The sequence below is a fragment of the Sphingosinicella sp. CPCC 101087 genome, from assembly GCF_004151485.1.
In the GTDB taxonomy this organism is placed as follows: Bacteria; Pseudomonadota; Alphaproteobacteria; order Sphingomonadales; family Sphingomonadaceae; genus Allosphingosinicella.
The window spans coordinates 53,972-72,486 of record NZ_SBFF01000011.1; the positions used below are offsets into that span (position 1 = coordinate 53,972).

Genomic DNA, 18,515 nt, shown 5'->3' on the forward strand with positions numbered 1-18,515 from the left:
ACCGCCACTCCAGGCACGAGAGCTCAACCAAGCATGTCCCTTTTCAACATATTCCGCTTCCCTTCGCACGACATGGCGATCGACCTCGGGACCGCCAATACGGTGGTCTACGTCCGCGGTCGTGGCGTCGTCCTCAACGAGCCCTCGGTCGTGGCGATCGAGACGATCAACGGCGTCAAGCGGGTCAAGGCGGTCGGCGACGACGCCAAGCTGATGATGGGCAAGACGCCTGATCAGATCGAAGCGATCCGGCCCTTGCGCGACGGCGTCATTGCCGACATCGACGTCGCCGAGCAGATGATCAAGCACTTCATCCAGAAGGTGCACGGCCGCCGCCGCTTCCCGCGCTGGCCCGAGATCGTCATCTGCGTGCCCTCTGGCTCGACCTCGGTCGAGCGGCGCGCGATCCGCGACGCGGCCTCCAATGCGGGCGCCCGCCAGGTCTATCTGATCGAGGAGCCGATGGCCGCTGCGATCGGCGCCGACATGCCGGTCACCGAACCGATCGGATCGATGGTCGTCGACATTGGCGGCGGCACCACCGAAGTGGCGGTGCTTTCGCTGCGCGGCCTCGCCTACACAACGTCGGTCCGCGTCGGCGGCGACAAGATGGACGAGGCGATCTCCTCCTACGTCCGGCGCAACCACAATCTGCTGATCGGCGAGGCTACCGCCGAGCGGATCAAGAAGCAGGTCGGAATCGCCAAACCGCCGCCCAACGGCAGCGATGGCGAGACGGTCCACATCAAGGGCCGCGACCTGGTCAACGGCGTGCCCAAGGAGATCACGATCAACCAGCGCCAGATCGCGGAGGCTTTGTCCGAGCCTGTCGGCACGATCGTCGAGGGTGTCCGGATCGCGCTCGAGAATACCGCGCCCGAGCTCGCGGCCGACATCGTCGACCAGGGTATCGTCCTGACTGGTGGCGGCGCGCTCCTGAAGGGCCTCGACGAGGTGCTTCGCGACGAGACGGGCCTTCCGGTCACCGTCGCCGACGACCCGCCCACCTGCGTCGCCCTGGGCACCGGCCGGGCGATGGAGGAGGAAGTCTTCCGCGGCGTGCTCCAGACGGCCTAGGGTCTTGGGCGAGTTGGCCGGAACGGCGTATCGGCAATGGCGGCCGGCGAGCTCGGCAGGAACCGATAGCCCGGTCTGGCCCGTCCGCCTGCCGCCCAGCCGTCTTCACCGTCGTTCCGCCATCCCGGCTTTTCCCCATCGCGGGGAGAGGCTCGCCGCCCTCCTGAAGGTCTGACCGCCATGCCGCCGCCCCCGCACCGGCGCACCGGCTTCTCGCGCAAGGCGCAATATGGGCTGCTGTTCGGCTATGCCGTCGCCGTCGCCGGGATCCTCGTCGCCCTGCTGCTGCTCGCGATCGCTGTCGTCGATCCGCGGGGCTTCTCGGCGATAAAGGGCGCGGCACTCGACGCGACGGCCCCGGTAAGCGCCGGCGGGCGCAGCGTCACCCAATTCTTCAGCGGCATTGGCGAAGGCGTGTCCGCTTACTTCCGGGCCGGATCGCAAAATGCGAGTCTCCGGCGCGAGCTCGAGCAAACGCGGCGCGATCTGGTCGCAGCTCAGACCGCCCGAGCCGAAAATGCGCAGCTTCGCGCGCTGCTCGGCCTCGCCCGCCAGACCGAGGACGAGATCACCGTCGCGCGCATCGTCGGGTCGAGCTACGGCAGCGCCCGGCGCCTCGCCACTTTGTCCGCCGGCGCCGGCGACGGCGTGCGGGTCGGTCAGCCGGTCCGGTCGGCCGATGGGCTGATCGGCCGGGTGCTTGAGGCCGGCCGCTGGGCGTCGCGCGTGCTTCTGGTCAGCGACGGAGCGAGCAGCGTGCCGGTCCGGTCGCTGCGCAACAACGTGCCGGCGCTCGCCGTCGGCCGGGGCGACGGCACGATCGAGCTGCGCACGCTCGAGGTGGGGGTCAATCCGTTCCGAGGCGGCGACATCGTGGTGACGTCGGGCATCGGCGGCATCTTCCCGCCCGGTGTCCCGGTGGCGCGAGTGGTGCGGCTCGAAGGCGACACGGCGATCGCCCGCCCGCTCGCCGACCCGGCCCGGACGGAGGCCGCGATCGTCCAGCCGATCTACCAGCCGGCGGCGGCCGGCGAGCTCGAGGACGCGCAGCCGGCCAATCCCAGCGGCCCGGTTTCCGGCCCGCCCCCGGGCGCGCCGGCCCTCGAAACCACCCCGGAACCGCTGCAGCGCAATCCCAACTACCAGCCTGCGCTCCAGGACCCACAGCCGGGCCAGTTCGTCCGACCGCCGGCAGTGCCCGCCCAGCCGCCGGCGCGACCGGAGCCGCAAGGATGAAGCCGCGGGCGATTGCCACCCGCCCTCCGGCTCTCGGGAAGATGGACCGATGAACCGCATTGCCGGATCCGAGGCCGAGGTTGCCGTCTTCGACCTGCGGCGGCGACACGTGCCGCTGCTCTCGACCATCGCGGCGATCCTGCTCGCGCTGCTGCCGATCGTTTCGACCTCGCCGCTCCTTCCCGATTTCGGATTCCTGCTACTGATCACCTGGCGCCTGCTTCGGCCGGAGATCTGGACGGCACGCATGGCGCTCGGCCTTGGGCTGATCGCCGACCTCGTCGTCGGCCACCCGCTCGGCCAGTCCATGCTGCTGTGGACCAGCCTTTTCCTGGTCTTCGATCTTATCGATACCCGATTGGGATTCCGCGATTATATGATGGATTGGCTGATCGCGGCGGGAGCGATTCTCTTCCACTCGATCGGCGCCTGGTACATCGCTTTGATCATGGGCAGCGACATCGCCTTCACCATCATGGTACCCCAGATCGTTCTCACCATCCTCGCTTATCCGCTTGCGGCGCGCGTCGTACTGGCGCTCGACCGGTGGCGGCTGATGCGATGAGCGGGACGAACGCGCGGTGAAACGCCCCAAGCTTCCCCTGGTCACCGAAACCTCGCAGGCGGCGATGTTCTCGCGCCGGGCGGTCGTGATCGGCGCCGCGCAGGCCGGGCTCGCCGCCGTCTTGGTGGGCCGCCAAGGTTATATCGCCATCGCCCAGAACCAGCGCTACGCCGACATGGCCGAGGAGAACCGCATCCAGATGCGGCTGATCCCGCCGCGTCGGGGCTGGATCGTCGACCGCCACGGCCATCCGATGGCGGTCAACCGAAGCGACTACCGGGTCGACCTCATCCCCGACCGTCTCGAGGATCCGGAGCGGGTGATTGCCGAACTCACGCGCCTGCTCGAGCTCACCCCCGAGGACATCGATCGGATCCGGCGCGGCCTCGAGGCGGCGGCCGGATTCCAGCCGGTGCCCGTCGTCGAGCATCTCAGCTTCGAGAAGTTCGCGGCGGTGAGCCTGCGTCTTCCCGAACTGCCCGGCGTGTCGCCGCTGCGCGCCTTCTCCCGCTACTATCCCGAAGGCGCGGCGGTCGGTCACCTGATCGGCTATGTCGGCACGCCCAATCGGGAGGAATATGAAGCGGAGGACAAGAACCCACTGCTGATCGCGCCCGGCTTCAAGATCGGCAAGGAGGGGCTCGAGCAGGTGATGGAGCAGAGGCTGCGCGGGCGCCCCGGCGCGGCGCGGGTCGAGGTCACCGCGCGGGGCCGGCTGGTGCGGGAGCTTCGCACCCTGCCCGACGTCAGCGGCCCGCCGCTCCGCACGACGATCGATGCCGGCCTGCAGAGCTTCGCGGCGCGCCGGCTGGGAGAAGAATCCGGCGCCTGCGTCGTGATGGACTGCCATAGCGGCAATCTGCTCGCCATGGCCTCGATGCCCGCCTACGATCCCAACAGCTTCTCGGACGGCATCGGCCATAACGAATGGGAGATGTTCCGCGCCGACGAGCGCAAGCCCCTGCTCAACAAGGTGCTGAACGCCCTCTATCCGCCCGGGTCGACGATGAAGCCGTCCGTGGCGCTGGCCCTGCTCGAGGCCGGGGTGGACCCTGAAGAACGGGTCAACTGCCCGGGTGGTTACCAGCTCGGCAACCGCTTCTTCCGCTGCCTGGGCCGGCACGGCGGGATGACCCTGCACACCGCCATCGCGCGCAGCTGCAACACCTATTTCTACGCGATGGGCCGGCGCATCGGCTTCGATCGGATCGCGCCTGTCGCGCGGAGCCTGGGCCTCGGCGAGAAGTTCGACTTGCCAGTCGTCTCGCAAAGCTACGGCACCATTCCCGACAGCGAATGGAAACGGCGGCGGCACGGCCAGAATCCGGAGCTCTTCCTGCGCGCCGACTGGACCGACTCCGACACGCTGAACGCGTCCATCGGCCAGGGCTATGTGATCCTGAACCCGCTGCAGCTGGCGACGATGTCCGCTTGCATCGCCTCGGGCAAGCGCGTCCGGCCGCGGCTCGTCGAGGGCGAGGGAACGCCGCCGCAGGACCTGCCCTACGATCCGGAATATTTCGCGACGGTCCGGGCCGGCATGGACGAAGTGGTGAACGGCCATGGGACTGCCGGGCGCAGCCGCCTCCCCTTCCCCGACATAAGAATGGCCGGCAAGACCGGAACGGCGCAGGTGCGGCGGATCGCCGCCGGCCAGCGCGGCCAGGGCGGGGAGCGGCGTTTCCGCGACCACGGCCTGTTCGTCTTCTTCGCGCCCGCGGACCGGCCGATCTATGCCGGCGCCGTGGTGATCGAGCACGGCATGGGCGGATCGCGGGCCGCCGCGCCCGTGGCGAAGGACGTGATGACCTACCTGTTCGACAAGGACAAGGCGATGACCGCGCTCCACGCGCTCGAGGCGCAATGGGGCGGCAACATCGCCCAGCGGATGGAACGCCGGGCGCAGGCCTGGGCGGCGCGCAGTGCGACCCAGGCCGAGGATTCGGAGGCGGCAGGGTGAGAGGCCTCCACATTCCCTCGCCCCTCACCACCTTGCCGTGGAAGATGCTGCTCGTCGTTTGCGGCCTGACCGGCTTCGGCCTGCTCGTCCTCTATTCTGCGGCCGGCGGCGCGATGACCTGGGCGATGCCGCAGGGAATTCGCTTCGTCGTCTTCCTCGGCATGGCGATCGGCATGTCCTATTTTCGTCCGACCTTCTACAAGGAGTGGACGTTCCTCGCTTATGCGGGCGTGCTCGTCCTCCTGATGCTGGTCGAGGCGATGGGCGCGATGGGCGGCGGCGCCCAGCGCTGGCTCGACCTGGGGCCGATCCGGCTGCAGCCGTCGGAGTTGATGAAGCCGGCGGTGGTGCTGGCCGTAGCGCGCTTCTACGACATGCTTCCGGCGCGCGAGATCAACAAATGGATGGCGGTGTGGCCGGCGTTGGTGCTGATCGGCCTCCCGGCGGCCCTCGTCATGCTTCAGCCGGACCTCGGCACCGCCATTGCGGTCACGACGGGCGGGGTGACCGTGATGTTCCTCGCCGGCCTGCCGCTGCGCTATTTCATCGGCGCTGGCGCAGCCACCGCGGTAGCGGTGCCGCTCGCCTACAATTTCGTGCTTCACGACTATCAGCGCAACCGGATCATGATCTTCCTCGATCCGGAGGCCGATCCGCTCGGCACCGGCTATCACATCACCCAGTCCAAGATCGCGATCGGGTCCGGCGGGCTCACCGGCAACGGTTTCCTCCAGGGCACCCAAAGCCATTTCGCCTTCCTGCCCGAGCCCCACACGGACTTCATCTTCGCCACCATGGCCGAGGAATGGGGCCTTCTCGGCGGACTGATCGTCATCTTCGGCTTCGCCCTCCTGCTCAAGTGGGGAACCAGCGTGGCGCTGGCGTCGCGAGGGCGGTTCGAGCGGCTGACCGCCGCGGGGCTCACCATGACGATCTTCTTCTACGTCGCGATCAATCTGATGATGGTGATGGGGCTCGCACCCGTCGTCGGCATCCCGCTGCCGCTCATCTCTTATGGCGGGTCGGCGATGATGACGATCATGATCTGCCTCGGGATCATGATGTCGATCGACCGGCAGAACCGCCTCGACCCGCGCCGCCGTCAGCCGGACTGAGCTCACGGCTCCTCAGGCCCGCCGCGGCCCGCTGGAGAGGCTTCCTCTCGCCCGCTCATATGGTAACGCTCACGCCAGCGATAACGGGATAGGGCGCAGGGGATGAGGGACGAGGCGGTGGAGCGGCCGAAGCATCGGAAGCCGGCACAGAGCGAAAAGCTGGTGATCACCGCTTCCTCGCTCGGCACCGTGTTCGAATGGTACGATTTCTACCTGTACGGGCTGCTCGCCGCGATCATCTCCGCCCAGTTCTTCTCGGGCGTCAACGAGACGACCGGCTTCATCTTCGCGCTGGCGGCCTTCGCCGCCGGCTTCGCGGTGCGGCCATTCGGCGCGATATTGTTCGGGCGGATCGGCGACCTGGTCGGGCGCAAGAACACTTTCCTCGTCACGATGGGCCTGATGGGCCTCTCGACTTTCGCCGTCGGACTGCTGCCGAGCTATGCCTCGATCGGAGTCGCCGCGCCGGTGATGCTGGTCGTGCTGCGGCTCATTCAGGGGCTGGCGCTCGGCGGCGAATATGGCGGCGCCGCCACTTATGTCGCCGAGCATGCGCCCAACCACCGGCGCGGCCTCTATACGAGCTTCATCCAGACGACCGCGACCCTAGGGCTTTTCGCGGCACTCCTGGTCGTGATCGGCATCCGCACCTGGCTCGGCGAGGAAGCCTTCGCCGCGTGGGGCTGGCGCCTGCCCTTCCTGATCTCGCTGGGTTTGCTCGCCGTGTCGCTATGGATCCGGCTGCAGCTCGAGGAGAGCCCGGTATTCCGCCGGATGAAGGCGGAAGGCACGACATCCAAGGCTCCGCTGACGGAGGCCTTCGCCCGCTGGGGGAACCTGCGATGGGTGCTGATCGCCCTGTTCGGCGCCGTCGCGGGCCAGGCGGTGGTCTGGTATGCGGGCCAGTTCTACGCGCTCTTCTTCCTCGAGCGGATGATGCGGGTCGATGGCGCGACGGCGAACATCATGATCGCGATCGCGCTGGCCATCGGCACGCCCGCCTTCATCCTGTTCGGCTGGCTCTCCGACAAGATCGGACGCAAGCCGATCATCCTGACCGGCTGCGCGCTCGCCGCCTTGACCTACTTTCCACTGTTCCACGCTCTCGCCGATGCCGCCAACCCGGCGCTCAGCGCCGCCCAGGCGCGGGCGCCGGTCACGGTGATCGCCAACGCGGACGACTGCTCCGTGCAGTTCGACCCGATCGGGCGCAACCGCTTCGACCGCCGCAGCTGCGATATCGTGAAATCCTGGCTCGCCCGTGCCGGCGTGCCGTATGAGAATGTCGCCGCCCCTGCGGGAACAGTCGCGCGACTTCGGATCGGCGGCGTCGAGATAGCGGCGCCCGATCCCGCCCGGATGACCAACGAAGCCCGAGCGGCGGCAATCGGAGCCTTCCAGAACGAAGGCCAGACGGCGCTGACGGCAGCCGGCTACCCGAGCGAAGCGGACCCCGACTCGATCGACAAACCGAGGGTCGTGCTGATCCTCACCATCCTCGTCCTCTATGTGACCATGGTCTACGGCCCGATCGCGGCGATGCTCGTGGAGCTGTTTCCGGCTCGGATCCGCTACACCTCCATGTCGCTGCCCTACCATATCGGCAACGGCTGGTTCGGCGGCTTCCTTCCGACCACCGCCTTCGCCATGGTGGCCGCGACGGGGGACATCTATTACGGCCTCTGGTATCCTGTCGCGATCGCGGCGGCGACGGTGCTGATCGGCGCCCTTTTCCTGCCGGAGACCCGAAAGCGGGAGATCGACCGCTAGCGAGCCCAGCCGCTCCTCCAAGCCGCCTTCCGGCATGGGGCGCCCGTCCCCCTCTCCGCCGCTCGACAACCTCGTTGACTGATCAACGGCATTTGGTAAGACGTCTGAACAAAATCGACGGCCGGCCAAGCGGCCCGTTGGACAGGGAGAGTCGATCGATGAACAGGCGGACCTTTGGCGCGCGAAGCCGTTCGCGCTTGCAGCTCGCGGCGCATGTCTGCGCCTTCGCCCTGATCGCGACGCCGGCAGCGGCCGGAGCGCAGGCGACGAGTTCCGCCCCTGGTCAGCCGGTTGCGCCGAGCAGCGAAGCCGAGGATGCCGGATCGGATGTGACGGGAGCCGGGACGCAGACGCCCGCCGGCAGCGATGCCGAAGCGGCGGCAGCTTCGGAAAATATCGTCGTCACCGGATCGCGCATCGCGCGCAGCGGCTTCTCGGCGCCGACGCCCGTGACCGTGGTTGGGGCTTCGCGCTTCGAGGAACTGGCAGCGACCAATGCCGGCGAAGTGCTCGCCCAGCTCCCCTCCTTCCGGCCGACCACGTCGCCCACGACCCAGGGCGTCTCGATCGGCACCGGCGGCGCCCGTACCGTGGACCTTCGCGGGCTCGGTGCGCCGCGCTCGCTCGTCCTGGTCGACGGCCGGCGCTTCATCGCAAGCACGGCGAACGGAAGCGTCGACACCAACCTCATCCCGAGCATCCTGATCGACCGGGTCGAACTGGTCACCGGCGGCGCCTCGGCCGCCTACGGCTCGGACGCCGTCGCCGGCGTCGTCAACTTCATCCTCAACAACCGGTTGCAGGGCGTGCGCGCCAACGTGCAGGCCGGGATCTCCGAGCGTGGGGACGATGGCGAACGCCTGTTCGCGCTTGCCGCCGGCACCAGCTTTGCCGGCGGACGTGGCCATGTCGTCGTCGGCGGCGAATATAACGACAGCGACGGAATCGGCGGCTGCTACGGCTATTCGCTCTGCGCCCAGGAATGGCAGGTGCTGACCAATTCCGGCTTCGCCACCAACGGCCAGCCGGCGCGCATCATCGCCAATGACGTCCACACCGCGACCCAGACCTACGGGGGCCTCATCAACAGCCCCGGCCCGCTTCGCGGTATCCAGTTCGCGCCGGACGGCACGCCGATCCCCTTCGTCTACGGTCAGTTTGCCGGTTTGTTCATGCAAGGCGGAAGCGGCCATGGTCAGAATGCCTTCCGCTCCGGCGGCGTCATCGAAGTGCCGGTCGAGCGTTACGCGCTCTACGGCCATGCCGAATATGAAGCGGGCCCGGCCACGTTCTTCACCGACCTCTCCTTCGGCCGGGTGAAGGTGGTCACCCCCGGATCCCAGACCCGCGACACCAATCTCGTCATGCGCGTCGACAATCCGTACATTCCCCAGTCGATCCGGGACCAGATGGTTGCGCTCGCCATCCCGTCGATCACGATCGGGCGTGTCGGCCAGGATCTCGGCCTCGCCATGGGGCTCAACACGACCGAGACCTTCCGCGGCGCCGCCGGCGTGGATGTCGAGCTCGGCAACGACTGGAGCGCCGACGCTTATTACCAATATGGCCGCACCGACGCGAAGCAGGTCGTCAGCAACAACCGCATCACGGCCAACTTCAACCGGGCGATCGACGCGGTGCGGGGTCCGGACGGAAACATCGTCTGCCGCGCCACCTTGAGTCCCGATCCGGCGGTCAGGGCGGCTGCGGCGGGCTGCGTCCCGCTCAACCTGTTCGGCCAGTACCAATGGTCCCAGGGCGCGAAGGACTATACGTTCGGTACCTCGATCCAGGACACGACCCTCGAGCAGCACGTCGTCGCCGCGAACGTGCAGGGCAATCTGGTCGATTTCGGCTCCGGTCCGGTCTCGGTCGCCTTTGGCGGCGAGTATCGGCGCGAGCAGATCAGCGGCACGGCCGACCCGATCTCGCTGCAGAACGGCTTCTTCGTCAGCAACGCTTCGGCTTTCGATCCATCCCCGGTCGAGGTGGTCGAGGGCTATGCCGAAACGATCGTCCCGCTGCTGCGCGACCTGCCCATGGCCAGGCGGCTGGAGCTCAACGCCGCCGCCCGCGTCACCAACTACAGCACCAGCGGGACCGTCTGGACGTGGAAGGTCGGCGGCGTCTACGAGCCGGTGGCCGGGCTTCGCCTCCGCGCCACCCGCTCGCGCGACATCCGCGCCCCCAATCCAAGCGAATTGTTCAGCCCGCTCGCCGGCCTTCAGACCTCGGTCTTCGACGTCGTCACGAACACGCAGGTGCTGACGCGGATCTTCCGGGGCGGCAATCCGGACCTCGACCCCGAGATCGCCGACACCTTCACCGTCGGCGCCGTCCTTCAGCCCAGCTTCCTTCCGCGCCTGCGGCTTTCGGTCGACTATTACGACATCAAGATCGAGGACGCGATCGACCTCGTCGGCGCGCAGACGATCGCGGACCGCTGCGCTGCCGGCGGCCAGGAATATTGCGCCTTGATCGCGCGCGACCCGGTGACGAACCTGATCGTGTCGGTGACCGACCAGTTCCTCAACGTGAACCAGGTCAAGACCCGGGGCATAGACATCGAGCTCGACTATGTTCACCGTTTCGACAGCGGCGGAACCCTCGCCTTCCGGACCCTTGCCAATCGCACCTTCGATCTGATCCAGGTCGACAGCACCGGCGCGATCGACCGCGCGGGCCAGACGGGGCGCCAGGTCAGCGGCCCGATCGGCGTTCCCAAATATACGATCGATTCCACCTTGAGCTACGACCAGGGACCTTATGGCGTCACCCTGCAGGGCCGCTACATCCCCTCCGGAAGCTATGACGCGTCGCTCATCGGTCCGGACGATCCGGACTATTCGCCGACGCTTCCGAACAGCATCAACGACAATACGGTGGACGATTTCCTCACCTTCAATCTCACCGCCCGCTTCACCGTCGGTTCCGAGGACAGCCGCAAGATCCAGTTCTTCATGGCGGTCACCAACCTGTTCGATGTGGATCCGCCGCTCGCGCCGGGCAACGCCTATACGAACCCGATCTTCTTCGACCAGACGGGCCGGGGCTATCGCGCGGGGGCGAGGCTGACCTTCTGACCCGGGAAAGGCGGCCGTGAACGGGCGCGATTCGACCGAGCCCCGGACCCCCCCGCCGCGCACGATCGGCGCCGGCGAGGCCGACGTCATCATCGTCGGTGCCGGTCCGGTAGGCATGACCCTGGGGATGGATCTCGCCGACCGCGGGGTCCATGTCGTGGTCGTCGAGACGCGGGCGCGGCGCGAACCCCCATCGGTCAAATGCAACCATATCTCGGCGCGGACGATGGAGACGTTCCGGCGCCTCGGAGTCGCCGATGCGCTGCGCGACACACGAGGCCTGCCATTCGACCATCCGAACGACGTCGCATTCCGGACGGCGATGGTGGCGGAATATGAGCTGGCGCGGATCGTCATTCCCTGCCGCCGCGATCGTCTCACCGCGACCGGCGGGCCAGACACCTGGTGGCCGACGCCCGAGCCTCCGCACCGCCTCAACCAGATCGACATGGAGCCGGTGTTGTTCGATCATCTCGAACGGCGACGCCGAGTGACCATCCTCAACCGTACCCGCGTCGAGTCGATCGAGGAGGACGACCAGGGGATCGATGCCGTCGCGACGGATCTCGAAACCGGGGACCGGAAGCGCCTCCGTGCCCGGTTTCTGATCGGCTGCGACGGCGCGCGCTCATTGGTGCGCAAGCATATCGGCGCCGCCTTCGAAGGCACGCCACGGCTGTACGACGTCCAGTCGACCTTCATCCGCGCGCCCACCTTGCGGGGGCTCCTCCGCCACGATCCGGCCTGGATGACGATCGCCAACAATCCTCGACGATGCGGCTCCGTGCTCGCGATCGACGGACAGGAGACGTGGCTGGTGCACAACAGCCTTCTACCCGGCGAGACCTATGCTTCGGTCGATCGCGACCGAGCGATCCGCGATATTCTCGGCGTAGGATCGGACTTCGACTATGAAGTGATCGCCCACGAAGACTGGACGGCTAGGCGGCTCGTCGCCGATCGCTTCCGGAAGGGACGCGTCTTCATCTGCGGCGACGCGGCGCAATTGTGGGTGCCGATGGCCGGCTATGGCATGAATGCCGGCATCGCCTCGGCGATGGACCTTTCATGGATGCTCGCCGCCCATCTTCATGGCTGGGCGGGACCCGCGATCCTGGACGCCTACGAGGCCGAGCGCCGCCCGATCAGCGACCAGGTCTCACGCTTCGCAATGGATCACGCCTTCCGGGTCATGGCCGACCGCAAGCATGTTCCCGCGGAGATCGAGCAGCCGGGCAGTCCGGGGGAGGAAGTACGGGCAGCGGCCGGCAAGGCGCTCTACGAGCTCAACGTCCAGCAATTCTGCTGCGGCGGGCTCAACTTCGGCTATTATTACGATCGCTCGCCCATCATCGTCTATGATGGCGAGGCCCCGCCGGACTATTCGATGTACGATTTCACGCCATCGACCGCGCCGGGCTGCCGGCTTCCCCACTTCACGCTGTCCGACGGACGGTCGCTTTACGACGCGCTAGGCGCCGACTTCACCCTGATCCGAATGGACCGCGACGTTGTCGCCGATGGCGTGCTGAAAGCGGCTTCGGAGCGCGGCGTTCCGATCACGCTTCTCGACCTCGACCAGTCGGCGGCGCCCGCCGAATATCGCCACCCGCTGCTGCTCGTCCGCCCGGATCGCCACATCGCGTGGCGCGGCCACCATCTTCCGGGCGATCCGGAGAAAATCGTGAAGCTGGTGAGCGCCGGCGACTAGGCGTCATCCTCTCCTATCCCGAACAGTCCGGCGGCGTTCTCAGAAAAGATCGGCGCCTGCGCTTCCGGCGCGAGCGCGGACACGCGCCTCGTGACGCCCTCGGCGTCGGCGATCAGGAACGGGTAATCGGACCCGAACATGATGCGATCGGCGCCGACCTGCTTTACCAGGAGGTCGAGCGCATTCTGGTCGTAGACGATGGCGTCGAACCAGAATCGGCGCAGATAGGTGCTTGGCGGCGAAAAGACCTTCCGAACGCTCCGGGATCGGTGCCACATCTGGTCGAAGCGGCCGATCAGGTAGGGCAAGGTGCCGCCACCGTGACAGGCGATGAGGTCCAGCTTCGGATGTCGATCGACGAAGCCGTCGAGGATCATGCGCGCGAAACAGGCGGTCGTGTCCATCATGAAGCCCACCGTGTTGGACAGGCCGAAGCCTTCGAGACCAAGCGTGGCGGCGTCGATGAACGGCGTGGTCGGATGGATGAAGGCCGGAAGCCCGCTCGCCTCGATCGCCGTCCAGATCGGCTCGAAATCCGGATCGGTCAGGTGCCGGCCAAGGATGTTGGTGAGAAGGCACACGCCGACCGCCCCCATCCCTTTAGCGCGTTCCAGCTCCGCGACCGCATCTTCGGGATATTCCCACGGCAAGGAGGCCATCCAGCGGATCCTCTTGCCATATTTGCGCTCGGCTGCGGCGAAATCGTCATTCACCTGCCGCGCAGCGGCGATGCTGAGCTCGCGGCTTCCCCAATAGACGTTGGGGCAGGTCAGGCTGATGATCGAAACGTCGATCGAATCGCGATCCATCGCCTCCATGCGCAGATCGAAATCGGTCATCTCCGGCGACAGGCGAACGATCGGGGCGCCGCGATAGTCGACGATCTCGTGGGGAGTGCCCGGAACGATGCGGACGTTCGGGTCCGGATTCTCCTTCAGCAGCCGCACCCATTCGGGCGTGAACATGTGGGTATGAACGTCGATGATCCTGCGGTCCTGCACCATATTTCCTCTCCGTCCCGGGCCTCGGCCCCTTCGGCCTTCCGGCATATTGCAAAATTTGTAAGATGTCTTACCAATACGCGCCTTGCTGTCAACGCGAGCGCCACGCCGGGAGGAAAGTTGAGCATGAACGGGGAAAGCTGGCGCCGAATCGCCACCGAGGAAGCGTTCGCGACCCGCGAGCTGGCGGGCGCGATGCGCCGCCTCGTCGACGCCGGCGGCAGCAGCGTCGACCTCATGTTCTGGCGCGGGCTTCTGTTCCGGGAGGATGACGACCGGCTGGCGAACCTGCTCGATCTCGATGAGCGCCGCCTGGCGACGATGGACGCGAACGGCGTGGACATGCACGTGCTGTCGCTCACCTCTCCAGGCGTCCAGATGCTGGATCCCGCTGAAGCAGCGGAGATTGCGGCAGACGCCAACGACCAGCTCGCCGCCGCCATTGCACGCCACCCGGGCCGCTATGCCGGCCTTGCCGCCTTCGCGCCGCAGGACCCCGAGGAGGCGGTTCGCGAAATGGAGCGCTCCGTCACGCGGCTCGGCCTCAACGGCTTCATCGTCAACAGCCATACCGACGGCGAATATCTGGACCAGCCGAAATATTGGCCGATCCTGGAAGCGGCCGAGGCGCTCGGTGCGCCGATCTACATCCATCCACGCTCGCTCCCCGACGAGGCGGTCGGCCCCTATCGCGACCACAGCCTGTGGACCGCCATGTGGGGGTTCGCCGCGGAGACCGGGCTTCACGGAATGCGGCTGATCGTCTCGGGCGTCCTGGACCGCTTTCCGAAGCTGAAGATCGTCCTCGGCCATCTGGGCGAGGGCATTCCCTACTGGGTCTATCGGATCGACCACATGTATCCGAAGATGGCCCGCCGCCACCCGGTGCGGATCGAGCTTGCCCCGAGCGAGTATCTGAAGCGCAACTTCGTGATCACGACCAGCGGAATGAACCATCATCCCGCGCTCGAATACTGCCTACAAGTTCTCGGGCCCGACAATATCATGTGGGCGATCGATTATCCCTACCAGGCGATGGACGAAGCCGTCGCCTTCATGGACGGCGCGCCCATCAGCGACGCGGACAGGCGCAAGATCTATTCGCTCAATGCCCTGCGCGAATTCCGAATTACCGGCTGACATCCTCGAGCGCAGGCCTTGCGTCATTCCTGTCCGCGGCTCAATGAAGGTCCAGGAGAGGGAATTTCATGGCTAAGGATCGGACGGAGGTCGCGCGGGAGATATTGCGGGTCCTCTATGCGCGTCCCGGTTTTCTTATCCGCCGGGCGCATCAAATCACCGAAGGCCTGTTCGCCGACATGGCGGGAAGCCTCAACATCACGCCGACCCAATTCGGCGCCCTCACCGTGGTCAGCGCGCTCGAACCGATCGACCAGATCAGTCTCGCGCGCGCGCTCGGTCTCGATCGCTCGACGACCGGCCTGGTCGTCGCCAATCTCGAAAGCCGCGGCCTGATCACGCGCACGACCGATCCCGGCGACCGGCGCCGAAGGGTGCTTGCCACCACGGCGGAGGGCCGCGACATGCTCCAACGGATTACCGTCGTCGCTCGCGAGGTCCAGGACGTCACGCTGGAGATATTCGACGAGCAGGAGCGCCGGACCTTCCTCGCCCTGCTGGCCAAGCTGGTCGATCGTTTCAACGCCAGCGTCCGCACGCCGCTGATCACGGATCCCGCCGAGCTGAGCTGACCGAAGCGGGCGGCGACCGCGGTTTCAACCTTGCAGATCATCAGATGTCTGATTACTCTCGGCCCCGCTGGCGTGAGCACGCCAGGGCGGAAAGCGAAGGGAGTTGATGGATATCCGGCCAGCCAGTGTCCTCATCGCCGGAGGCGGGCCCGTCGGCCTCGGCCTCGCCATCGAGCTCGGCCAGCGCGGAACCCGGACGCTGGTCGTGGAGCGGAACCCGCAGGTCCACCGCGTCCCGAAGGGACAGAACCTCACCCAGCGGAGCATGGAGCATTTTCGCGCCTGGGGCTGCGAGTCCGAACTGCGCGCCGCCCGCCCGATTCCGCCGGAATATGGGATTGGCGGCCTGACCGCCTACGGCACCCTGCTCGGCCAATATCATTATGACTGGCTCCAGAGGGAGCTCGTTCGCCCCTTTTATGCAACCGACAACGAGCGACTTCCGCAGTATGAGACCGAGCGGGTCCTTCGCGAGCGGGCGGCGCAGCTGGAGGCGGTCGAGATCCTTTATGGCTGGACCGCGTCGGATGCGGAGCAGAATGGCGACGGGGTCCGCCTGCGCGTGCGGCGGGAGGAGGATGGCGAAGCGCACTGGCTGACGGCCGACTATCTGGTCGGATGCGACGGAAGCCGGTCTGCCGTGCGGGAAAGCGCCGGTATCGGCCAGACCGTCCTCGACCATGACAAGCGCATGGTGCTGCTCGTCCTTCGCTCACAGCAGCTCCACGAATTGCTCGGCCGCTTTGCGGGCAAGTCTTTCTTCAACATCCTTCCTCCCCGGCTTCAGGGCTATTGGCAGTTTCTGGGCCGGGTCGATCTCGGCACCCGCTGGTTCTTCCATGCGCCGGTACCGCCCCAGGCCGCGCACGAGGATTTCGATTTCGCCGCCTGTCTCCACGAGGCCGTCGGCGCGCCGTTCGATTTCGAGCTGGAACATATCGGGTTCTGGGACCTGCGGTTCGCCAATGCCGAGGCTTATTCGAGCGGCCGCGTCTTCATTGCCGGTGATGCCGCGCACAGCCACCCGCCATATGGCGGCTATGGAATCAATCTGGGGTTCGAGGATGCCCGAAATCTCGGATGGAAGCTCGCCGCGACGATCGAGGGATGGGGCGGGCCGTCGCTGCTCGACAGCTACGGCGAGGAACGGCGCGCTATCTTCGCGTCGACGGCGACGGACTTCATCAACCGGCTGATCAACGATGATCGGCGCTTCCTCGAGGCCTTCGATCCCGAGGTGGATCGCGCGGCCTTCGAACAGGAATGGGCCCGCCGCGCCGGCGGCGCCCGCACCGACGTGGGCGCCTACGCGCCGCATTATTCCGGATCGCCGGTCGTCTGGAGCGCGCAAGGGAGCAAGTCGGACGCCAAAGGCGGCCACGACTTCCGGGCACGGGCCGGTCATCATCTGGCGCCGCTTCCCTCGTCCGGCGAAACGACGACCCTGGATTCGCTCGGCTCCGGCTTCACCTTGCTGAACGTGGATGGCGATCCGCAATGGATCGACGCCTTTGCCGCCGCCGCGTCGTCGCTCGGCATTCCGCTCGACATAGCGGACCTGGGCGAGGCCGGCTCTTCCTATCGGGCCGCGATGATCCTCGTTCGCCCGGACGGCTTCGTCGCCTGGGCCGCGGACGGGCGGATCGAGGAACCTGTCGAGGTCCTCCTGCGCGCGACGGGCGGCGGAAGCGCGAATGCCTCGTCGGCGCGTGCCGCATGAGTCGCTTCGCGCAAGCAACCCTCCCCGCGCCGAACCGAGTCCCGCGCGCGGTGCGGCACCTCGTTGACAGGCCACCTGCCAGCGCGGATATGTTCACACGTCTGATTAACAGCTTCGATGGCGGTGAAGAGCGGGCGACGAGAGGCCCCGGCGCCGCCATGTCGATGAGGATGGCCGGATCATGAAGAAGGTGAACGTTCAGGAGGCGATCGACGAGGCGAAGCTCTCGTCGCTGCAGATCTTCCTGCTTTCCGCCTGCACGGCGATCATGCTGTTCGACGGGCTCGACATGTACATGCTCGGCAAGCTCGCCCCGGCGGTAGCCGAGTCGTTCGGGCAGCCGACCAGCTCGATGGCGACGGTCTTCTTCTTTCAGCAGATCGGGCTTGCCGCCGGCGCCTTTCTCATCAGTCCGCTCGCCGATCGCTACGGCCGCAAGCCAATGCTGCTGTGGAGCACGTTCGCATTCGGCCTGCTCACCCTCGCCGCGGTGTGGGCGCAGAGCATCTACCAAGTCGCCGTGCTCCGCGGGCTGGCCGGGCTCTTCCTGGCCTCCATCATTCCCAATGTGGTGGCCCTGCTCACCGAATATGCGCCGTCGAGGAACCGCTCCACATTCGTGACGATCGCCTTCACCGGATTCTCCAGCGGCGGCGCGGTCGCTTCCGGAATCGTGATCTGGCTGCTCGACAGCCACGGATGGCAGAGCGCGTTCTGGATCGGCGGCCTCACGCCGCTGCTGCTGCTCCCGATCCTCAATTTCTGCATTCCCGAGTCGATCCAGTTCAGGGTCCAGCGCAACCCTCGCGATCCGAGCATCGGGAGGACTCTCGCGCGGATCAATCCGGCGCTCGCGCTCGCCCCCGATGCCGAGTTCGTGAGCAGCGCGAGGAAGTCCGACGATCGCAAGGGGCGCCTCATCGACGTCTTCACCGAGGGCCGCGGCGCCGTCACCGCGATCCTGTGGATGGTCTATTTCATCGCTCTGTCCTCCATCGCCTTGTTCACCTCCTTCGTCCCGACCTTTTTCTACGAACTGGGCGGCGTGACCCTCCAGGCCTATGCCGCCGTGTCGCTCATCTCGCTCGTGGTCGGCCTGGTCGGCTCGTCGACCATCGGGACGCTGATGGATCGCTTTCGGCCGATACCGGTCATTGCCGGCCTCTACTTCATCGATTCGATCCTGCTCGTCCTGATGGGCTGGCTTCCGTTCGGAAGCGCCGCCTCCCTGGTCGTCTTTGCCGGCTGGGGCTATTGCAAGGGCGCCGGCCAGGCGGGGATCAACGCCATCTGCGCCCAAGTCTATCCGGCCAAGATCCGCACGACCGGCGTCGGCTGGGCGTTCGGGATCGGCCGGTTCGGAGGCATCTTCGCTCCGCTGGTCGGAGGGCTGATGCTGAGCGCGTCCCTGTCTTTGGTCCAGGTCTTCATCGTGCTCGCGCTGATGCCGCTCGCCCTCACCTTCCTGCTCCTCGCGCTCGGCTTCGTCCTGGCGCGGCAGCAGAAAGCGGAGGAAGACGCGGATCGACTTCCGCTCGTCGGCGAGACGAAGCCCGCCTGACCGG

13 protein-coding genes are annotated in these 18,515 nt (G+C 66.8%); 12 read left to right on the forward strand and 1 reads right to left on the reverse strand.

Going from position 1 to position 18,515, the window contains the following annotated elements; all coding sequences use genetic code 11:
• Nucleotides 1-33 precede the first annotated feature (33 nt).
• From EKM57_RS17200 to EKM57_RS17235, 8 genes are all read left to right on the forward strand, one after another.
• Complete coding sequence (locus tag EKM57_RS17200) at nucleotides 34-1,077, forward strand: rod shape-determining protein (protein ID WP_129793761.1); 1,044 nt, start codon at nucleotides 34-36, stop codon at nucleotides 1,075-1,077.
• 180 nt (nucleotides 1,078-1,257) lie between these two features.
• The gene (gene mreC / locus EKM57_RS17205; protein ID WP_129793762.1) at nucleotides 1,258-2,313 is read left to right on the forward strand and encodes a rod shape-determining protein MreC; all 1,056 of its coding nucleotides are present in this window, start codon (nucleotides 1,258-1,260) and stop codon (nucleotides 2,311-2,313) included.
• A 49-nt stretch (nucleotides 2,314-2,362) separates the two neighbouring features.
• Nucleotides 2,363-2,878: a rod shape-determining protein MreD gene (gene mreD, locus EKM57_RS17210; RefSeq protein ID WP_129793763.1), complete on the forward strand. Its 516-nt coding sequence runs from the start codon at nucleotides 2,363-2,365 to the stop codon at nucleotides 2,876-2,878.
• Nucleotides 2,879-2,894: 16 nt separating this feature from the next.
• Nucleotides 2,895-4,838: a penicillin-binding protein 2 gene (mrdA, locus tag EKM57_RS17215; protein ID WP_243451110.1), complete on the forward strand. Its 1,944-nt coding sequence runs from the start codon at nucleotides 2,895-2,897 to the stop codon at nucleotides 4,836-4,838.
• A gap of 44 nt (nucleotides 4,839-4,882) precedes the next feature.
• Nucleotides 4,883-5,953, forward strand: coding sequence for a rod shape-determining protein RodA (rodA, locus tag EKM57_RS17220; protein ID WP_243451124.1), 1,071 nt, complete (start codon nucleotides 4,883-4,885; stop codon nucleotides 5,951-5,953).
• Nucleotides 5,954-6,055: 102 nt separating this feature from the next.
• Nucleotides 6,056-7,723: an MFS transporter gene (locus EKM57_RS17225; protein WP_129793765.1), complete on the forward strand. Its 1,668-nt coding sequence runs from the start codon at nucleotides 6,056-6,058 to the stop codon at nucleotides 7,721-7,723.
• Nucleotides 7,724-7,881: 158 nt separating this feature from the next.
• Nucleotides 7,882-10,806, forward strand: a complete 2,925-nt coding sequence (locus EKM57_RS17230) for a TonB-dependent receptor domain-containing protein (RefSeq protein WP_129793766.1) — start codon at nucleotides 7,882-7,884, stop codon at nucleotides 10,804-10,806.
• A gap of 16 nt (nucleotides 10,807-10,822) precedes the next feature.
• Nucleotides 10,823-12,517 carry an FAD-dependent oxidoreductase gene (locus EKM57_RS17235; protein WP_206185483.1) on the forward strand — a complete coding sequence of 565 codons (1,695 nt, stop codon included), beginning with the start codon at nucleotides 10,823-10,825 and terminating at the stop codon, nucleotides 12,515-12,517.
• On the opposite strand, the gene EKM57_RS17240 is transcribed toward EKM57_RS17235, so the two are convergent.
• Complete coding sequence (locus EKM57_RS17240) at nucleotides 12,514-13,521, reverse strand: amidohydrolase family protein (protein ID WP_129793767.1); 1,008 nt, start codon at nucleotides 13,519-13,521, stop codon at nucleotides 12,514-12,516. The genes EKM57_RS17235 and EKM57_RS17240 overlap by 4 nt on opposite strands.
• A gap of 123 nt (nucleotides 13,522-13,644) precedes the next feature.
• Here EKM57_RS17240 and EKM57_RS17245 point away from each other — a divergent pair, with 123 nt between their 5' ends.
• From EKM57_RS17245 to EKM57_RS17260, 4 genes are all read left to right on the forward strand, one after another.
• Nucleotides 13,645-14,658, forward strand: a complete 1,014-nt coding sequence (locus EKM57_RS17245; protein ID WP_129793768.1) for an amidohydrolase family protein — start codon at nucleotides 13,645-13,647, stop codon at nucleotides 14,656-14,658.
• A 68-nt stretch (nucleotides 14,659-14,726) separates the two neighbouring features.
• Nucleotides 14,727-15,230 (forward strand): MarR family winged helix-turn-helix transcriptional regulator, encoded by a 504-nt coding sequence (locus EKM57_RS17250; protein WP_129793769.1) that lies wholly within the window; start codon nucleotides 14,727-14,729, stop codon nucleotides 15,228-15,230.
• Between the two features lie 106 nt (nucleotides 15,231-15,336).
• Complete coding sequence (locus EKM57_RS17255) at nucleotides 15,337-16,950, forward strand: FAD-dependent monooxygenase (RefSeq protein WP_129793770.1); 1,614 nt, start codon at nucleotides 15,337-15,339, stop codon at nucleotides 16,948-16,950.
• Nucleotides 16,951-17,131: 181 nt separating this feature from the next.
• Nucleotides 17,132-18,511, forward strand: a complete 1,380-nt coding sequence (locus tag EKM57_RS17260; RefSeq protein WP_129793771.1) for an MFS transporter — start codon at nucleotides 17,132-17,134, stop codon at nucleotides 18,509-18,511.
• Nucleotides 18,512-18,515: the final 4 nt, after the last annotated feature.